At 46.5% G+C, this 17,141-nt stretch carries 17 protein-coding genes; 1 reads left to right on the top strand and 16 read right to left on the bottom strand.

What is annotated here, in order from left to right:
* Window positions 1–4: 4 nt before the first annotated feature.
* The gene (locus tag ACKVDP_RS05235) at window positions 5–658 is read right to left on the bottom strand and encodes a GNAT family N-acetyltransferase (RefSeq protein WP_409227758.1); all 654 of its coding nucleotides are present in this window, start codon (window positions 656–658) and stop codon (window positions 5–7) included.
* 112 nt (window positions 659–770) lie between these two features.
* Between ACKVDP_RS05235 and ACKVDP_RS05230 the strand changes: the two genes are divergently transcribed.
* A complete protein-coding gene (locus ACKVDP_RS05230) occupies window positions 771–1,463 on the top strand; it encodes a hypothetical protein (protein WP_409227757.1) in 693 nt (230 codons plus the stop codon).
* A gap of 22 nt (window positions 1,464–1,485) precedes the next feature.
* Here the strand turns inward: ACKVDP_RS05230 and ACKVDP_RS05225 are convergent, their stop codons facing one another.
* From ACKVDP_RS05225 to ACKVDP_RS05155, 15 genes are all read right to left on the bottom strand, one after another.
* Window positions 1,486–2,625 carry a glycerate kinase family protein gene (locus ACKVDP_RS05225; protein WP_409227756.1) on the bottom strand — a complete coding sequence of 380 codons (1,140 nt, stop codon included), beginning with the start codon at window positions 2,623–2,625 and terminating at the stop codon, window positions 1,486–1,488.
* Between the two features lie 19 nt (window positions 2,626–2,644).
* The gene (locus tag ACKVDP_RS05220; RefSeq protein ID WP_409227755.1) at window positions 2,645–3,514 is read right to left on the bottom strand and encodes a DMT family transporter; all 870 of its coding nucleotides are present in this window, start codon (window positions 3,512–3,514) and stop codon (window positions 2,645–2,647) included.
* Window positions 3,515–3,599: 85 nt separating this feature from the next.
* A complete protein-coding gene (locus tag ACKVDP_RS05215) occupies window positions 3,600–4,070 on the bottom strand; it encodes a hypothetical protein (RefSeq protein WP_409227754.1) in 471 nt (156 codons plus the stop codon).
* A gap of 58 nt (window positions 4,071–4,128) precedes the next feature.
* The gene (locus ACKVDP_RS05210) at window positions 4,129–4,599 is read right to left on the bottom strand and encodes a peptidoglycan recognition protein family protein (RefSeq protein ID WP_409227753.1); all 471 of its coding nucleotides are present in this window, start codon (window positions 4,597–4,599) and stop codon (window positions 4,129–4,131) included.
* On the bottom strand, window positions 4,592–5,158 hold the full coding sequence (locus ACKVDP_RS05205) for a sigma-70 family RNA polymerase sigma factor (protein ID WP_409227752.1): 567 nt from the start codon (window positions 5,156–5,158) through the stop codon (window positions 4,592–4,594). The genes ACKVDP_RS05210 and ACKVDP_RS05205 overlap by 8 nt, the downstream gene beginning before the upstream one ends.
* Before the next feature lie 100 nt (window positions 5,159–5,258).
* Window positions 5,259–5,843, bottom strand: coding sequence for a hypothetical protein (locus ACKVDP_RS05200; RefSeq protein ID WP_409227751.1), 585 nt, complete (start codon window positions 5,841–5,843; stop codon window positions 5,259–5,261).
* Between the two features lie 162 nt (window positions 5,844–6,005).
* Window positions 6,006–7,235: a M20 family metallo-hydrolase gene (locus tag ACKVDP_RS05195; protein ID WP_409227750.1), complete on the bottom strand. Its 1,230-nt coding sequence runs from the start codon at window positions 7,233–7,235 to the stop codon at window positions 6,006–6,008.
* 23 nt (window positions 7,236–7,258) lie between these two features.
* Window positions 7,259–8,506 carry a D-serine ammonia-lyase gene (locus tag ACKVDP_RS05190; protein WP_409227749.1) on the bottom strand — a complete coding sequence of 416 codons (1,248 nt, stop codon included), beginning with the start codon at window positions 8,504–8,506 and terminating at the stop codon, window positions 7,259–7,261.
* Window positions 8,507–8,727: 221 nt separating this feature from the next.
* On the bottom strand, window positions 8,728–9,753 hold the full coding sequence (locus ACKVDP_RS05185; RefSeq protein ID WP_409227748.1) for a C-terminal binding protein: 1,026 nt from the start codon (window positions 9,751–9,753) through the stop codon (window positions 8,728–8,730).
* A 12-nt stretch (window positions 9,754–9,765) separates the two neighbouring features.
* Window positions 9,766–10,926, bottom strand: coding sequence for an aminotransferase class I/II-fold pyridoxal phosphate-dependent enzyme (locus tag ACKVDP_RS05180; RefSeq protein ID WP_409227747.1), 1,161 nt, complete (start codon window positions 10,924–10,926; stop codon window positions 9,766–9,768).
* A 27-nt stretch (window positions 10,927–10,953) separates the two neighbouring features.
* Window positions 10,954–12,459 carry a murein biosynthesis integral membrane protein MurJ gene (murJ, locus tag ACKVDP_RS05175; protein ID WP_409227746.1) on the bottom strand — a complete coding sequence of 502 codons (1,506 nt, stop codon included), beginning with the start codon at window positions 12,457–12,459 and terminating at the stop codon, window positions 10,954–10,956.
* A 45-nt stretch (window positions 12,460–12,504) separates the two neighbouring features.
* Window positions 12,505–13,293, bottom strand: coding sequence for a glutamate 5-kinase (proB, locus tag ACKVDP_RS05170; protein WP_409227745.1), 789 nt, complete (start codon window positions 13,291–13,293; stop codon window positions 12,505–12,507).
* Between the two features lie 16 nt (window positions 13,294–13,309).
* Window positions 13,310–14,551: a glutamate-5-semialdehyde dehydrogenase gene (locus ACKVDP_RS05165; protein WP_409227744.1), complete on the bottom strand. Its 1,242-nt coding sequence runs from the start codon at window positions 14,549–14,551 to the stop codon at window positions 13,310–13,312.
* Window positions 14,552–14,628: 77 nt separating this feature from the next.
* Complete coding sequence (locus ACKVDP_RS05160; protein WP_409227743.1) at window positions 14,629–15,201, bottom strand: indolepyruvate oxidoreductase subunit beta; 573 nt, start codon at window positions 15,199–15,201, stop codon at window positions 14,629–14,631.
* Between the two features lie 13 nt (window positions 15,202–15,214).
* Complete coding sequence (locus tag ACKVDP_RS05155) at window positions 15,215–16,987, bottom strand: thiamine pyrophosphate-dependent enzyme (protein WP_409227742.1); 1,773 nt, start codon at window positions 16,985–16,987, stop codon at window positions 15,215–15,217.
* Window positions 16,988–17,141 lie beyond the last annotated feature (154 nt).

The raw sequence follows: 17,141 nt of genomic DNA, 5'->3' as shown, positions 1-17,141 counted from the left end.
TCTCTTAAGTATCCCTTCTAAGCCTTCTGTGGTATACAAGGGTTGTCATTACCTTGCCCTCGTGCCATTCATACCTGAGGCTTGCCAGCTTGAACTTCCGTTTTGTCTTGAAAAGCACTGATGGCAGGTTTGGTACAGGTGCAATGATGACCTCTTCAAAGATGTCAAACATTCCATCCGCCTTTATGTCCTTGATAAGCTTCCTGGATAGCATACCTCCTATTCCCTGCCTTTTGAACCTGTCAAGGACTGCTATCTTGTCCAGCATGATGAAGTTTTCCAGGTTCTCCTCATTAAAATCAGGCCTAAAGTAGCAATCCTGGATCCAATTGGGATTTTCACTTAGCCATACGTCCTTTGGAAGTCCAAAGGTGAATCCCAGAACAGACCTGTAGTCATCCTCTATGTACTCTGCTACATAGAAATAATCACTTATCTCCAGGGCCCTTCTAAGCTTGTTTTTGTAGCCCTCAGGGTCTGAATCGTAATCATCCATGAGAAATCCCTGCATGGGATCCTGGTTCTTCTTCCCGACGGAAGCTGCTACGTGAAATATCCCCTCAATATCATTTTCAACGGCCTTTCTGACCACAACGTTTTCCAGATTAATTTTCTTTATACCACTTGGTAATTTGACTCTACTCTTTAGCTGACTCAAAAAATCCCTCCCCCTCCATTACAATATCTTCATTTTTTAAATACCCTTGGAGTGCTGGATGAAACCTTTTATTTCTGATATAATTGTCTAGACTATTGAAAAGAGGTGTCCTATGTTGAAGAAAATCCTTATCCCAATTGGAGCAGTAATCCTGGTTTTGACCCTTGTGGTCTACATGAACCAAGGGCTGTTCAAGATGGGTGTAAATTATATAAAATACAGATATTTCAGTGAAGATAGGGTAACTGAAAATTTCAGGGAAGTACAGGAGAATCCATTTGAAAAGTATCTTTTGGAGGAAGAGGATCCCTTGGAGGAAGTTGAAAAATCAACTGAAATTTCTCATGAAGGAACTGATGGAGACATACCAACCCAGGAAATTGCTGAGCAGGTTGCCCCTTCTTCCCCAACCAACAGTCAATCTCCAACACCAAAGCCATCTGAAGCACCAGCCAGCAAACCCACCTTGGCACAGATTAGCAGAGAGTACATGCTGGAGTTTGAAGAGATGGAAATCAATTTCAGAAGCAACCTGGAAGGTTTAGTCAAAGAAGCAGTGCGGGATTACAATTCAGGGCAGTACAGGAAATCAAAACTTGCAGAAATGTACCTTCAAGAAGGTGAAAAGATGGAGTTGGAGTCAGATAGAAGGTTCTATAAGCTACTGGCCAATCTTGAACAGAAGTTGGTCCAAAGTTCCTTTGGTACGGATATGGTAAGAGATGTCGAAAGCTATTACATAAAGATGAAGGAGTATGAAAAAAACAGGATAATTGACAAGGGAATGGCTCTTCTTAAGGACTAGAAGAGCCATTTTTTCATTTCCCCTATTTAAGCTTTTCAGAAAGCATCAAAATCCTTGCAAGCCTTTCCCCTGTCTTCTCCAAAAGGGTCTTGGCCTCCCCCATTGCCTCGCCCAGGCCCATGGGTCTGTCTACTATGGGAAGGATCAGATCAATCCCCATGGAGTAGAGGCCCTCAGTCCCCTCTCCAATTCCTCCTGCTATTGCAACAACTGGCTTGTTAAGCTTCCTTGCCAGTTTTGCTACTCCTGCAGGAACCTTTCCCTTTGCAGATTGACCATCAATTCTTCCTTCGCCGGTTATTACAAGGTCAACACCCTGGAGCTGACCTTCAAATTGTTGTATATCCAAAACCATTTCAATTCCCGGCTTAAGCTCAGCCCTGCAGAAGGCCATCAACCCTCCACCAAGGCCACCTGCTGCTCCAGAACCTGGGATATCCCCTATGTCAACGTCCATGTCCCTTTTTAGGATATCCGCAAAATGTTTAAGGTTTTCATCCAAAAGCTTTACCATTTCAGGGTTAGCCCCTTTTTGGGGACCGTACACATAGGCTGCCCCATCTGTCCCATATAATGGGTTTTCAACATCACACATTACAGTAATCTTTGCATCCTCAATAAGTGGAGTTACCTTTGACCTGTCAATCCTCTGGAGCTGACCCAAGGCTCCGCCTCCATCAGGTATCTCATTTCCATCCCTGTCCAGAAATCTGTAGCCCAGGGCCTTTGCCATTCCCATTCCGCCATCGTTTGTTGCGGAACCACCTATGCCAACATAGATTTTTCTGTAGCCCCTTTTCAAAGCCGAAAGGATCAATTCCCCAGTGCCATATGTGGTGGTTAGGAGTGGATTTCTCATTTCCTCCTTCACCAGCACCAGACCTGAGGCTTCAGCCATTTCAATGATGGCTATCTCATCCTTTATTATTCCATACTTTGCCTGGACTCCCTCTCCCAGGGGTCCAGTGACCTCCTCATGTGCAAACTCACTGTCCATGCCGGCAACAAGGGTTTCCACGGTTCCCTCACCACCGTCAGCCATGGGAACCTTCACAATCTCCACTCCCTGATAAATCCCAGCAAACCCCTTCTCAATGCTGTCTGCAACCTCCATGGTGGTGGCCGAGCCCTTGAATGAATCAGATGCTATTAGAATCTTCATATTTCGCCTCCTGAACCTGTTATTCTGTTTCAATGTTTTCCCTGAACTTCCCCCTCAGGACCTTCCCGTATCCACTTACCCCAAAAAGAGCTATTGAAATAAGGATAATTCCAGAAACTATCCTCAGGTTAAGCGGTTCTGAAAGGAAGAAGTATCCGATTACCGCTGCCATTACCATCCTGCTTGAGGATAGCATTGACCCTGTGGCCGAATCAACGTACTTAAAGCCTTCCGTGGTGAACACCTGCCCAAGAAAGCCAGTTCCTGCAGCCAGAAGAACAATCCCGGCTGAATCCATGGACAATAGCCCAATGTCATCCATGACCAAGGGGAAATTGAGGAATGTCCCGATCAGCATTAGGTAGAATACGATTATTATGCTTGATTCCGTCTTCCTTGCCTGTGTCAGGTATAGGATTGAAGTTCCTGCAAAAAATGCAGAACCGAAGGAAATCAGATCTCCAATGTTTATGCTGCTTAAATGCGGGTCAGAAACGATGTAGGAACCCACAAGTATAAGAAAAAGATAGATGAATGCTGTTGGTCTTAGCTTCTCTCCTGTGACAAACCGTGCAAGGAGAAATACAAAAACCGGATATGTAAGGTGGATCATATTTGCATTTGTTATTGTGGTGTAGTTCAGGGATGCGGTCAATAGGATCAACGCGGATGCGTTCAGTGCTGATCTTATGAACACCGGCTTTTTTCTTACGGGCTTAAAGGAAATCCCCCTGTAGAGCATAAATGCCCCAAGGCCCACCGTGCCGAGAAAATACCTTACAAAGGATGTCACCACCGCATTCATCTCGGTGGTATTTGATACAAGCTTTCCGAAAAACGTACTCAATGTAAAAAACAAAGATGACAAAAGCATCAGAAATACTCCCATTACGACCCTTCTTTCCAGTTTGATATTAAGATTATAGCATATTTCTCCACTGGTAGGAAAATCCCGGGATAAATCCCGGGACCTTTTAGCCTAGAAGCACCTTGTACATTTCTCGTTCGATTTTGATGTATTTCTCAACCTCCCGATGAAGCTTTTCCATCTTCTTGTAGGTTGTGTCATAGGTTGGACATCCGCTTTCAGGCATTGTGTAGGTGTTTGTCTTGTCCTTAAGACCTTCAAGCTCCTTCAGCAGGATCTGGTTATCCCCTTCCACCTCCCGGACGGTCTCCCTGATTGCTTCCAGTAGCTCCTTTGATGGCTCCTTCTGGTAGTCCCAGATCATTGGCAGAAGCACCATCTGCTTCTTTACAAGTGCCAGTTCAAGCTCGTTCTGAACCCTTCCATACTGTCTATGGACCTGGATCAACTCGTCCTTGCAATCCTCGTAATGAACCTTCAGGATCTTATATGCCAGGCTCTTTATTACAGGTAGCTCCTGCTTTAAAAATCCATGATGGTTGTCTGCAATATCCTTGATTGTTTCCTTTATATCCATGTATTCCCTCCTGTTCCTTTTTCTGTTATGGTATATACCCTTAGGGACTGTTATTATCTCAAATTTTATCATAGAATCTGGTCCATTCCCTCCACCCCCAGTCGCTCATACTTCTAGGGCACAGCTTTCCGCTTGCATCGAAATGTCTGACCACCCTTTCCTTGGGTAGACCGTGTTTTTTCATAAGGCCCCTTATTAGGTCGATCCCTTTTCTCCTTGTCTCATTCCAGTCACCATCACCGTTAATGCAAAGCTCAATTCCAATGGAGTTGCTGTTGTTTATCCCATATTTTCCCCTGCCATCTCCGCAATGCCAGGCTGCGTGGAAATCCTCAACAATCTGGACCACCTCCCTGCTATCCACAAGGTAGTGGGCGGATGCATTTCTTCCCGGTTGGTCGAAGTAGCTGCAATGGGCTGCTGCATCTGCTCCATTTCTTGAATTACCGGTGTCGTGGACGACAATATACTCGATCCTATTACCCATTCTTGTTGCATAATTGTACCTGATCAGTCTTTTTCTATACATCCTTAACCTCCATTTCCCTTCTCATCCTTTCCAAGGCCCTTCTTTTGGTATTTATTACAGTCCTGTAGGTGATACCATACCTCTTTGAAATATCTCCAATAGACAGGTTTTCAAAATAGAAGCCCTGGATGACCTGCCTCTCCCTATCTGGAAGGGAAAGGACCATTTTCAATAGCTCTGCTTCACTTTCCCTGCAGATGTAGTCCTCCTCCACCTGAAAGCCATCTGCCAAAAGATCGAGATGTTCCTCCCCGTCCTCACCATTGGACACATTCAGGGACAGAAGTCTCCTGCTCCTGTTCTTTCCAAGGTAGAGGTACTTGAGTCTGGATTTCATGTAGCCAAGAAAGGGCACGCTATAATCCTCCCTGTACTCATTGATAGAGTCAAGTACCAATAGTCTTCCCTCCTGGATCAGGTCATCCATCTCGTCAGTTCTGTTGTAGTATTTTTTAATTGATGACAATATCAGGGGCTGAAGCCGCAAAAGCAGCTCAAGGGCTGCTTCCTCCCTACCTCTGGCCACGTCAATGTAAATCTCCTGAATTGTTCTTTCCAAGCCTTTCTCCTTTCAAGGCGCCTTTTCTTATTCCCGGGTGACATAAGAATACCAGACCATGGATAATAACAAAAAAATAGAGCAGCTGCTTTTCCTACAGCTACTCGTATCCGTTTTCCATTTTAAGGAGCAGGGCATCTATCTTCATATACAGCCTTGCTATGTCAGACTTCATTGCAGGCCCATCCTGGCTTGTGTAGTATTCAATCGCCTCTCCCACAAGGTCTGACCTCTTCTTTCCCATCAGCTCCCGTACAAGATTCCCCTGCCTCAATTGCTTTTTTGCAGTTTCCAGTTTGCAGAGGCAGGGATGCTCGACACCGTTTTCCATTCGTACAAGGGTTACTCCTTCCCTGGAGAATATCTTCCTGATTCCCCCAAGCTTGAAGTATCCCATTGCACCGTCATCCTTACCAATGGGCTCCCGTACCTTCAGCTGGATGTATATTCTGTCAGGATCCATTGGTATGGGCAGGTTGCTTCTTGCTGAGACAAGCTTGCCATAATGGTTGTTTGATGCCTTCAAATCAAAGTGATGATAGGAGCAAAGCTTTCTTAGGAAAGTTCTGAGCGTGCTCCTTACCACCACAACATCCTCCCGTAAAAAGAGTTTTGTGCAGTTTCCAGATTCTCCCTCGTAGGAAGGAATCATAACTAGAATATCCTGTTCAATCAATTCCTTCATCTATTCTACCCCCTGATGCAGCTCTGTGGCGAGAGCCTTGTATTTCGATACCCTGACTGAAGCGAACTAAGAAAAATATACCAGAACACATGTTCGTTGTCAAGGCGCAAAAAACCTGCTCCCATTAGGCAGCAGGCCATTTACGTGTATTATTCCATTAAGCTATTTTGACAATTCAACTACGGTCTGAAGCAAAAGTTCAATTCCATTACCCAGATCCTCATACTCGGTCCATTCCTCCGGATCATGGCTCAATCCTCCCACACTTGGTACAAAGACAATATTTGCAGGAGCCAGGGCAGCCATTACCATTGCGTCGTGGGCAGCTCCGGAATTCATGATGTTGTACTTGAGTCCCAACTCTGAAGCCTTCATTTTTAGAAGCTCTCCATTATCCTGGTCCATTTTCACAGGTGGGATATATACCCCTCTCTTGAACTCTATCTGGACCGGATCCGCATATCCTATCTTTTCCAGCTCTTCCTGGACCTTTTCGCTCATCGTGTTGATAACCTTGGAATCCGTAGCCCGGATATCCACAGAAAGCTTGACCAGCTCGGGGATAACATTGGATGCATTGGGATAGATGCTCATCTCCCCAACTGTTGCCACCGCATCATTTCCAGTTTCTCTTGCAATCTCATTCACTGCAACGATGAATTTGGCAGCTGAAACAAGTGCATCCTTCCTACCAGCCATGGGGGTTGTGCCTGCGTGACCGGAAAGTCCCCTGAACTTTACCTCGTACCTGTCAAGACCAACGATTGTATCCACAATTCCAACGTCCATACCCATTTTCTCAAGAATTGGGCCCTGCTCAATATGAAGCTCGAGAAAAGACTTCACAGCCCCCTTTTCCCTTCTTGCCGATTCCAGGTCAACCTTTATCCCGCATTCCTCCATGGCTTCCCTTAATGGCTTGCCATTCATGTCCTTGGTTCTGTCAAGCTCCTCCTCAGTAAGAAACCCCGCCATGGCCCTTGTATTGGACATTGCATTTCCAAACCTTGCTCCCTCTTCGTCATTGAAGGCTGCAATCTCTATGGGATATTTGTGCTCCACACCATTTTCCTTAAGGGTTCTTGCTATCTCAATTCCTGCAACTATACCGGCAACTCCGTCAAAGGGTCCCCCGCCGATTCCCGTGTCATAGTGTGACCCTATCATAACCGGTGGTAGGTCTTGTTCTGTGCCTTCCCTTCTTCCAAACAGGCTCCCGTATCCATCCTGGTAGACCTTGAGACCTGCCGCCTCCATCTGTGCCATGAGATAACCCTTGGCCTGGATGTCCTCCTTTGAGAATGCCAGTCTTGTAACCCCTCTTCCTGGGGTACTGCTAAAGGAAGCCAGGTTGTTTATGTCCCTCTTGACTCTTTCCATATTTATCTTCATATGAATCCACCTTTCCAGTCAGATTATTCACCTAGAAACTTGCTTCTCTCCTTAGTTGGAACAAGGCTACCCCCTGTTGACCAAACCAGCTGTACAGGCTCCCGGCCAAGGTATCTGTCCTTGGTCAGGAACAGTCCATTAAAGCCTGCTGTGGCTGAAGGTTCAACAAAGATTCCCTCCTGTCCATACAGAGCCCTCAGATATTTGAAAAGCTTGTCATCCTGGATTGTAAATGCTCCAGTCAAGAGCTTATCCATAAGCTTGCCCACAAATGAGGATGGTCTTCCAACGGCCAGGCCATCTGCTTCCGTTCTGTTGTCAAGGCCAATGTCCTCGACGGATATGCCGTCATGCTTGCCTGTTGCCAGACCCAGAAGCATGCATGGTGAATGGGTGGGCTCTGCAAAATGGCATTCCACAAGATCACCATAGCTTAGCTTTAGCCCGTAGGCAACACCTCCAGGTCCTCCACCGACCCCGCATGGCAGGTAGACAACCAGGGGATGTCCTTCATCTACAATCACACCCATTTCCTCCAGCTGTGACCTAACCCTCATTCCTCCAACTGCATAGCCCAGAAACAGGTCCCTGGAGTTTTCGTCATCAATAAAATGACTCATGGGGTCATTGTCTGAATCCCTTCTCCCTTCCTCCACAGCCTTTGAGTAGTCATCAGGGTATTCGACAACCTTTACACCCCTTGATCGCAGCAGGTCCTTCTTCCACTGCTTTGCATCCGAGGACATGTGCACAGTCACCTTAAAGCCCAGCTTGGCACTCATGATTCCTATGCTCAGTCCCAGGTTTCCAGTACTTCCAACCTGTATTTTGTATTTGCTGAATAGGTCCACAAACTCCTTCTCCGCAAGCTTCCTGTAGTCATGATCATACTCCAGCATTCCATTTTCCACAGCAAGTGTCTCTGCGTGCTTCAGGACCTCGTAAATTCCACCTCTTGCCTTGATTGATCCCGCTATTGAAAGCAGGTCGTCCCTCTTTAAGTACAGTTCCCCTGGAATGGCACTTCCGCTGTCCCTTTCGATCCAGCTCATCATTTCCGGTATGTGAGAAATAGGAGATTCTATTATTCCATCCCTTGATTCAGGAAATACCTTTGCAAGATAAGGTGCAAACCGGTGCAGTCTCTTTTCCGCATCCATTACCTCCAACTCTGTAATGGGGAGCTCATCCTTTATGTCATCAAATTTTCTGTATCCCGGGTTGGTCCAGTATACCTCCCGCATGGATTTGAGGTCATTAATTATATCCATAATATCCCTCCAAATATAATAGTCTCAGAGTATCCTCCTGAGACTATTATACCCCAAATGTAGTTGTTTGTCTTTATTGTTGCACTGTGAAAGAATTGACAAGGGTTTGATATTCGGAAAGGATGTATAGGATCCTGTCTTTTTCTATGTTACATAGCCTTAAGACTCTTCGCAGGCTCAGAGTGACAATAGCCTTGTCTTCCTGAACGCAGTGAGGGATCTTATCCTTTCAATTGTGAACTGTGAATTGAGATTTGTGAATTGCTTTTCAGTACCTCTCCGTTTCTCAAATTAACCGGCCTCTCTCCTCTTGCAATCCTTCCCACATCCCTTGCAGTGATCCTAAGCTGGTGTTCCTGGGCCTCATCTGAGAAGTAGGCGCTATGAGGGGTGACTATTACATTTGGAAGCTCCAGCAGCCCCTTCTCAGCCTCTGAAGGAGGCTCATGAAGGAGGACATCAAGACCGGCAGCAACAATCCTTCCCCTCTTGAGCATCTGGTAGAGTTCCTCCTGGTCAACAATTGCTCCACGTGCGGTGTTTACAATAACCACACCCTCCTTGGTCCACGAGAGAGCTTCCCTTGAAAACATTCCCCTGGTCTCATCCGTAAGGGGGGAGTGGATGGTTATATAATCGGATTCCCTCAGAAGGGTTTCAAATCCCACCTTCTCAACACCATAAGCTTCCATGACCTCACGGTCCACATAGGGGTCATAGGAAACCATCCTTACACCAAAGCCCTTGAGCTTTTCAGCCACCCCTCTGGCTATGGACCCAAAGGCAAAGATACCCACCGTGGAGCCCTTTAGTCTCCTGACACTGCCGATTCCATCTACGCTCCAGTCTCCCCTGTCCACGTTTTCAGTCACATGGTAGAGTCTCCTGCCACAGGCAAGGAGCAGCATAACCGTATGGGCTGAAACCTCATCCACACAGTAGTCCTTTGCATTTGTCACCATAACTCCATTGGCCGTTGCAGCTTCAATATCCGCAGCATCAAATCCCGTACTGGCAGCGCAAAAAGCCATCAGGTCAAGCTCTTTGTAGAGGCCCTCGTCCATCTGCTGATCCCAGGTCACAAGAATATCTGCACCCTTTAGCTTTTCCTTGGCCTCCTCCCTGGAAAGCACAGGCTTTCCAAGGAAAACAAAATCCTCTATACCCTCTTCACGTATATATCTTTCAAGGCTCTGGACCTCTTGATCATTCATTCCAGGCACCCCAACAAGTACAACCTTTCTCAACGGGACTCCCCCTTACTTGAAAATATCCATCCCTTCCATTCTATCGAAGGCCTCCTTCATCCTGTCAACCCCAAGGGTTACGGCCAGCCTAAGGTATCCCTCTCCTCCAGGACCAAAGGCATTTCCTGGAACAACGGCCACATGTGCCTCCTTTAGGAGCTTTTCAGCAACCTGGGCAGAGGACAATCCAGTGCCCCTTATATTGGGAAACAGGTAGAAGGTCCCCTTTGGCTCCATCACATGGACTCCCTTAAGCCTGTTGAGCCTTTCATAGGCATAGAATGTACGCTTTCTGAACTCCTCCACAAGCCCCGGCTGAATCTCACTCCTAAGTCGCAATGCGTGGATTGCAGCCCTCTGTGATATGGAAGGAGCCGAGTAGACATTGTTCTCGTTTACAGCCTTCATTACCTGTATGAAATCCGGCTTTGCAATTATGTATCCAATTCTCCATCCGGTCATTGCATAATCCTTTGAGAAGCTTCCAAGGGTGATGGTCCTTTCAGAAAGCCCAGGCAAGGTCATTGTGGGAACAAAGGGTGCCTGGTAGCTGTAGATGGTATAGATGTCATCGGCAATAATGAGGATATCATGCTTTTTGGCAACCTCACCGATCCTTACCAGGGTATCCCTGCTCAGGCAGCTTCCGATGGGATTGTTTGGGGTGTTGATTATTAAAGCCTTGGTCCGCTCTGTTATGAGTCTCTCCAACTTCCCCACATCCAGCTGATAATCCTCCTCTTCCTTTAGTGTCATGTACACAGGCACCCCACCAGCCAGCTTTACCTGGTCTGAATAGGGTGGAAAATAGGGAGAGGGTATTATGACCTCATCCCCTTCATCAAGAAGGGACTCCAGCACAAGCCACATTCCCTGACAGGCACTGGTGGTGACCATGACCTCATCAAGGCCAACCTTGTGATTGTATTCCTCATGGAAATATTTTGAGATTTCCTCCCTCAGCTCCTTCATGCCCACGGATTCAGTATATCTGGTGTATCCCCTCTTTGCATCATTGAAGGCTCCTTCGATTATCCTCTCATCGGTTATGACATCCGGATCGCCTATTGTGAAGTTTATAAGGTCATCCATTTCTGCCGCCTGGTCTGCACTTGCAGCAAGCTGGCTCTTTTCCCTTCCCTGGTATCTCTTTGCTATATATCTCTTGTCCATTTACTCTCCTCCATTTCGAATTTCATACTAGGCCCTGGTCACAAAAATTGCTGCAAAAAACGTCCCCAATCCCAGCACAGCTCCAACCACCACCATAACAAGGCTTGAAAGCAGCGAGTCCCCAAGGTAATGGGTCGTGCTTGACATGGTGATCACAAGGACCGATGCCATCATCACTCCTGCAAGGAGCACCTTTAATGACCTCAATGAAATATCCTTCCAGTGGATGAAGCCCATATTGCTATTCAAATCATAAATCCCGTATACAGATGTGATTATCACAGAAAGGCTGCTTCCAAGGGCAATTCCTCCCGGTCCAATCCACAATACAAATATAATATCGAAAATTACATTTAGCATAAGTGCAAATGCAGCTAAAACAATTGGCTCAGTGGTGTTTTCATTGGCGTAATAAAGCCTTGTAACAAGGAGCATAAGACTGGTGCCTATTATCCCTATGGCATAATACACAAGCATTGTTGAGGTTGCCTGGGTTGCCTGAGCTGTAAACTCCCCCCTCTGGTAGAAGATCCTTACAATGGGCTGGCCCATCACAAGGAGCATTACAGTGGCGGGAACCACAACCATTGATATAAGCCTTAGGGAATACCTTAGGGAATGATCCATCCCTTCCTTGTCCAGCCTGTGGTCCTTCTCGGACAGGACAGGGAATATTGCAGTGACCAGGGACATTACGACCACTCCCACAAACAGGTCTATTATATCCTTGGCATAGCTGAGCTCCGCAATTGTACCCTCTGCCAGGAAGGACCCCACAGCATTGTCTATGGCCTGGTTAAGCTGATTTATTCCAAGACCGATTACAATGGGGAACAGAAACCTGTTAAGTCTTATGATGCTTCTGTCATTGGTCACAAGAATTGGCTTGTACCTGTAGCCCTGCTTCCTGAAAACAGGCTTTGCAAGCATGTACGCCTGGGCTCCAACAGCAAATATCCCCGTTACCATCAGGCCCTCAAGACCAAAGAACCTGCTTAGAAATACAAGATAAAAAATGTATATGAGTGCATTGGCAACCCCACCCTTTGCCCCTGCCCTGAACAGGTGCTGACTTTGAAGGTAGCCTGCAAATATGGCCCTGTACACGTGGGCCATTACAATTGGGGCTCCATACCGGAACAGGCTTACTGCCTGCTTGTAGCCCTCGGGTCCAAAGCCGGGACCGAATATCCTGACAATGTAGGGTGCCAGAACGAAGTTCAGCACCATCAGGATCAGTCCCAGGATTGTCCAGTATGAAATCAGGTTGTGGGTGAACTCAAACCTGCCCTTCTTACCGTCCCTTCGGTCAATCTGGTGATAGATGGGAATCAGGGAAACAATTAATGCATCGGCCACTATCCCTATAAGGAAAATCGATGCTGAAAATGCAACAAGATATGTGTCTGTCCTGAAATTTGCCCCTATAAAAAAGGCAAGAAGAATTCCCTTTAGAAAATTCAACAGCCTCGCAAACAATCCGAAGGTCAGGAGATCCTGTGTCTGCTTTTTTATTGTCTGAAAGGACATCATGGCAATTACCCCTTTTTGTCTTGATTACAGGACTTCCCAGGAAGTCTAAGCTTTCCTGGGAAGAAATAGTGTCCCTTTTTTCTCTCCTGCTGATATCTGAGTTATAATATCCTTGGTCTTACCATGTGCCACAATCATTGGTATTCCATAGGCATTGACCATTCTTGCAGCCTTGAGCTTTGTCGTTATTCCACCGGTTCCAAATGAGCTTGTCTCTCCGATTGATATTTCCTTCTCCAGCTTGTCGATATCATCAACCACATCAATCAGACACGCTTCAGGATTGTCTGTAGGATTACAGTCATAAATTCCGTCAATGTCGCTCAATATGACCAGAAGGTCCCCTCCCCAAACAACGGTTGTATATGCTCCCAGCATGTCATTGTCTCCGATCTTGATCTCATCCACGCTTACAGTGTCATTTTCATTCACTATTGGAACCACACCCTCATCAATAAGTGTAAAAAGGGTGTTCCTTATGTTAAGAGTCCTGTCCTTGTTCTCGAAATCATCCTTTGTAAGGAGAATCTGGCCAATATGGATGCCGTGCTTGTTGAATATCCTTCTGTAGGAATCCATCAGCTCCACCTGTCCAATTGAGCATAGGGCCTGCTTGTAGTTTATGTCCTGCTGTCTTGACCACTTTCCTATTGTTGACACCCCTGCAATTCTTGCTCCTGATGAAACTATGATTACTTTTTTTCCCTGGTCCATCAGGTTCTTGACCTGAAGGATGAAATTATCTAGAAAATCCTTGTCAATGGTTCCATCTTTGCTGGTGATGGTGCTAGACCCCACCTTTATAACAATCTTGTTGGCATTTCTTATCATCATATCGTCCATCTTATCCCTACTTTCTGGTTTGTCCCTGTCCCATCACAAGGTATTTGTGGGTAACAAGCTGCTCAAGTCCAACAGGTCCCCTGGCATGGGTTTTCTGTGTGCTTATTCCCATTTCAGCTCCGAATCCGAATTCTCCCCCATCGGTGAACCTGGTGGATGCATTTACATAAACCGTTGATGCATCAACCTGTCGCTGGAATTTCAGGGCATTGCCCAGAGTCTCGGTGATTATGGATTCCGAATGCATTGTTCCGTATTTGTTTATATGAGCTATGGCCTCGTCCACATCCTCCACCACCTTGATGGCAAGAATGAAGTCGAGAAACTCTGTTGCCCAGTCCTCTTCAGTAGCAGCCTTGGCAGGGATTATCTCCCTTGTCTCCTCATCAGCCCTTAGTTCAACCTTATCCTTCAGGGCCTCGTATGCCATTGGAAGAAACTCCTTGGCCACCTTCCTGTTCACAAGAAGGGTTTCGCAGGCATTGCAGACTCCTACCCTCTGAGTCTTTGCATTTACCACAATCCTCACTCCATCTTGAAGCTTTGCCGTATCGTCAATATATACATGACAGTTTCCCTCACCTGTCTGAAGGGTCGGTACCGTTGCATTCTTCACAACGAAATCTATCAATGCTCCACTTCCCCTTGGTATCACCAGGTCAAGAAAATCATTGCTCCTTAGCATCTGAAGCACAAGGTCCCGGTCTGTGTCGTCGATAAACTCCACAACCCCCTCAGGAATCTCCGTCTTCTTAAGCCCCTCCTTTATTGCCTTTACAAGGGCGATATTTGAGTGTATGGCAGTTGAGCTCCCCCTCAGGAGTATTGCATTTCCTGACTTCAGTGCCAGACCAAAGGCATCCACTGTAACATTTGGCCTTGATTCGTAAACTATTCCAATGACTCCCAGTGGTACTGTCATCTTTGATATTGTTAGCCCGTTTTCCAGGGTCCAAACCCTGTCTGATTTCCATATTGGATCGGGAAGCTTGATCACCGTATAAAGACTTTCAATGATTCCATCAATCCTGCCATGGTCCAATAGAAGCCTGTCCACCAGACCCTCCTTCATTCCTGACTTTCTTGCTTTTTCAACATCCAGTGCATTGGCCTTTAGAATCTCCTCCCTGCTCCCGTCTATTGAATGGGCGACCTCCCTTAGTGCCAGATTTTTCTCATGGGTCGAAGCAACCGCAAGCTTTCTTTCCGATTCCTTCAACAATGCGCCCTTCTCCTGTAAACTGATCATTTCTTCCCCTCCTTTGTATCAAAAATATTTAACCTTAATTATATCAGAAAATTTAAATAATGAAAACTACTTATAATCTAGTCCTTCTGATACCCATACCCAATATTAAAGGCTTTAATATTGGCATCCTTTGCCTTGGGGGGCACATTTTCCAGGAGTACCTCCTCCCAGATTTCCTTATTGATATCCAGATGTCTTGCAAGTATTCCAAGGACCACTGTGTTCGCAGCCTTGATGTTCCCGGCCTCCTTGGCCTCCTTTACAGCATCCACCCGAATTACAACATATTCCTTTTCCAGGTCCCCTATGTCCTTTTCGGGATATTCCTTCTCTTCAAGAAGGACTGAGGATGGGTAGGTCCGCTTTTCATTTATGACAACTACTGCTCCTTTTCTTAGGAGGCCCTTCCACCTCAAGGCTTCCAGAGGCTCCATCCCAAGGAGAATGTCCCCTTCACCCACGGGAATATTTGGGGAGTGGACCTTTTCTCCAATCCTTGCAGACCCCCAGACCATCCCACCTCGCTGGGACAGACCCACAACATCATTGGTCTTCACGTCAAGTCCTGCCTTCAGTGCCGCTTCAGCCATTATCTTTGTGGCAAGGACAAGTCCCTGTCCTCCCACACCTGCCACCATTATATTTTTCATTTAAGTCCACCTCCTACCTGGATCTCTTTATTGCGCCTACAGGACAGACCTGGGCACATACGCTACAGCCTACACACATATCCGGATCGATAAAGGACTTGAGCTTGTCTATTCCCTGATACTCCTTCATCCTAATGGGTGGACAGTTTGTCTTTACACAGGTTCTGCAACCGATGCAGACCTTTGGATCCACGTAGAAGTTCTTTTCCTTTATCTTGAATCTAAGGGCGCATGGTCTTGTGGCAATTATCACTGAAGTGCCCTTCCGTCCGGTCTCCTCCTTGACGGCCTCCTTCATGGCCTTGTAGTCAAACTGATCAACCTCACGAACATTTGTAAAGCCAATGGCCGAAAGCATTGCCTTTATGTCCACCTTCATGTCATCGGCGGAATTGAAGTTTCCGCTGGATGCGTTGTGCTGACCTCCAGTCATTGCAGTTGTTGAGTTTTCAAGGATGATAAAGGTCATATTATCCTCCTCATCCATCTGGTGAAGCAGATTCACAAAGCCAGTCATGCCGGAGTGGAAAAAGGTTCCATCCCCTATTACCGACACAAGTGGTGCATGGTCACCGTTTCTCCTCATCATCTTGTTCATGCCCTTTGTGATCCCAACAGAGGCTCCCATTGAGATCATTATATCGGAGGCGTCCCATTGGTCCAGGGCAGCCATGGAGTAGCACCCTATGTCCCCTATGACCCTCACCTTGGCCTTTTTCAACACATCAAAGACCGGTCTGTGTGGACAGCCTGCACAAAACATTGGAGGTCTTGGGATCATCTGTAGCTTAGGTGCTTCAGACTCATCCACTCCTTCAATTATTCCAGCCTTCTTAAGTCCACGTCTTATATCTTCAATATGTAGCTCCCCAGTAAAGCTAAAGAGCTCCTTGCCCTTTGATTCTATCCCCATCAGGGTCAGTTCGTTTTCAATAAAGGGCATCATTTCCTCAAGCACTATAATATTTGAATACCTGTCAGCAAGCTCCCTCATCCTCTTAACGGAAAGAGGGAAGACCAGACCGAGCTTGTATATTGATACGTCAAGGTCCAGCTCAAGAAGATTGTAGTACATGAGCCCTGATGCTATTATAAGGGTGTCCGTCCCCTCCCTTTCATAAAGCTGATTTATTGGTATGTCATAGGCCGTTTCGGAGAGCTTCTCCAGCCTTTCCACCATTTCATACTGGGGCTTGAAGGTATGTGGTGGAAGCATTGTATATTTCTCCCTGTCAGGTGAAAAGCCCTTTATATCCATTTCAACCCTTTCTCCCATCTCAACAATGCTTCTGCTGTGGCAGACCCTTGATGTGATGTCAAGGAGCATGGGCATCTGGAAATTCTCGCTCATCTCCAGGGCAATCTTCATATAGTCCTTGGCCTCCTGACTATTTCCAGGGTAGAGGATTCCCATATTGGCAAACTTTCCAAATATCCTGTTGTCCTGTTCATTCTGGGAGCTGGCCATCCCTGGATCATCCCCCGAAACCAGTACAAAGCCACCGTTGATTTTTATCTGGGTGAAGGTCATAAGAGGGTCAGCAGCTATGTTCACGCCTACATGCTTCATACTTGCCATGGCCCTGGCCCCGTAGAAGGAAGCACCCATGGCCACCTCAAGGGCCACCTTTTCATTCACTGAAAACTCGCTGTATATCTCTTCGTATTCCTTAAGGCTCTCCAGCATCTCCACCGTTGGGGACCCAGGATAGCTTGCTGCCAAACGGCCGCCAGCCTCCCAGAAACCCCTTGCTATTGCCTGGTTTCCCGTCATTACACTTTTCATGAAAATCCCTCCTCTCATACCTCGATTTTACCACATTGTGCATTCCTGTTAAAGCGCTAAATCAAAAGGAAAAAATCTACCCAGGGGGACCGTCCCCTTGGGTAGATTTAAATAGCCGCAGGTCCAATACCTGCGGCATAATGTCCAGTCTTAA

Origin of the sequence: Gudongella ferriphila (genome assembly GCF_046224405.1) — a bacterium.
Lineage (GTDB): Bacteria > Bacillota > Clostridia > Tissierellales > Tissierellaceae > Gudongella.
This window is presented reverse-complemented; position numbering and strand designations above follow the sequence as displayed.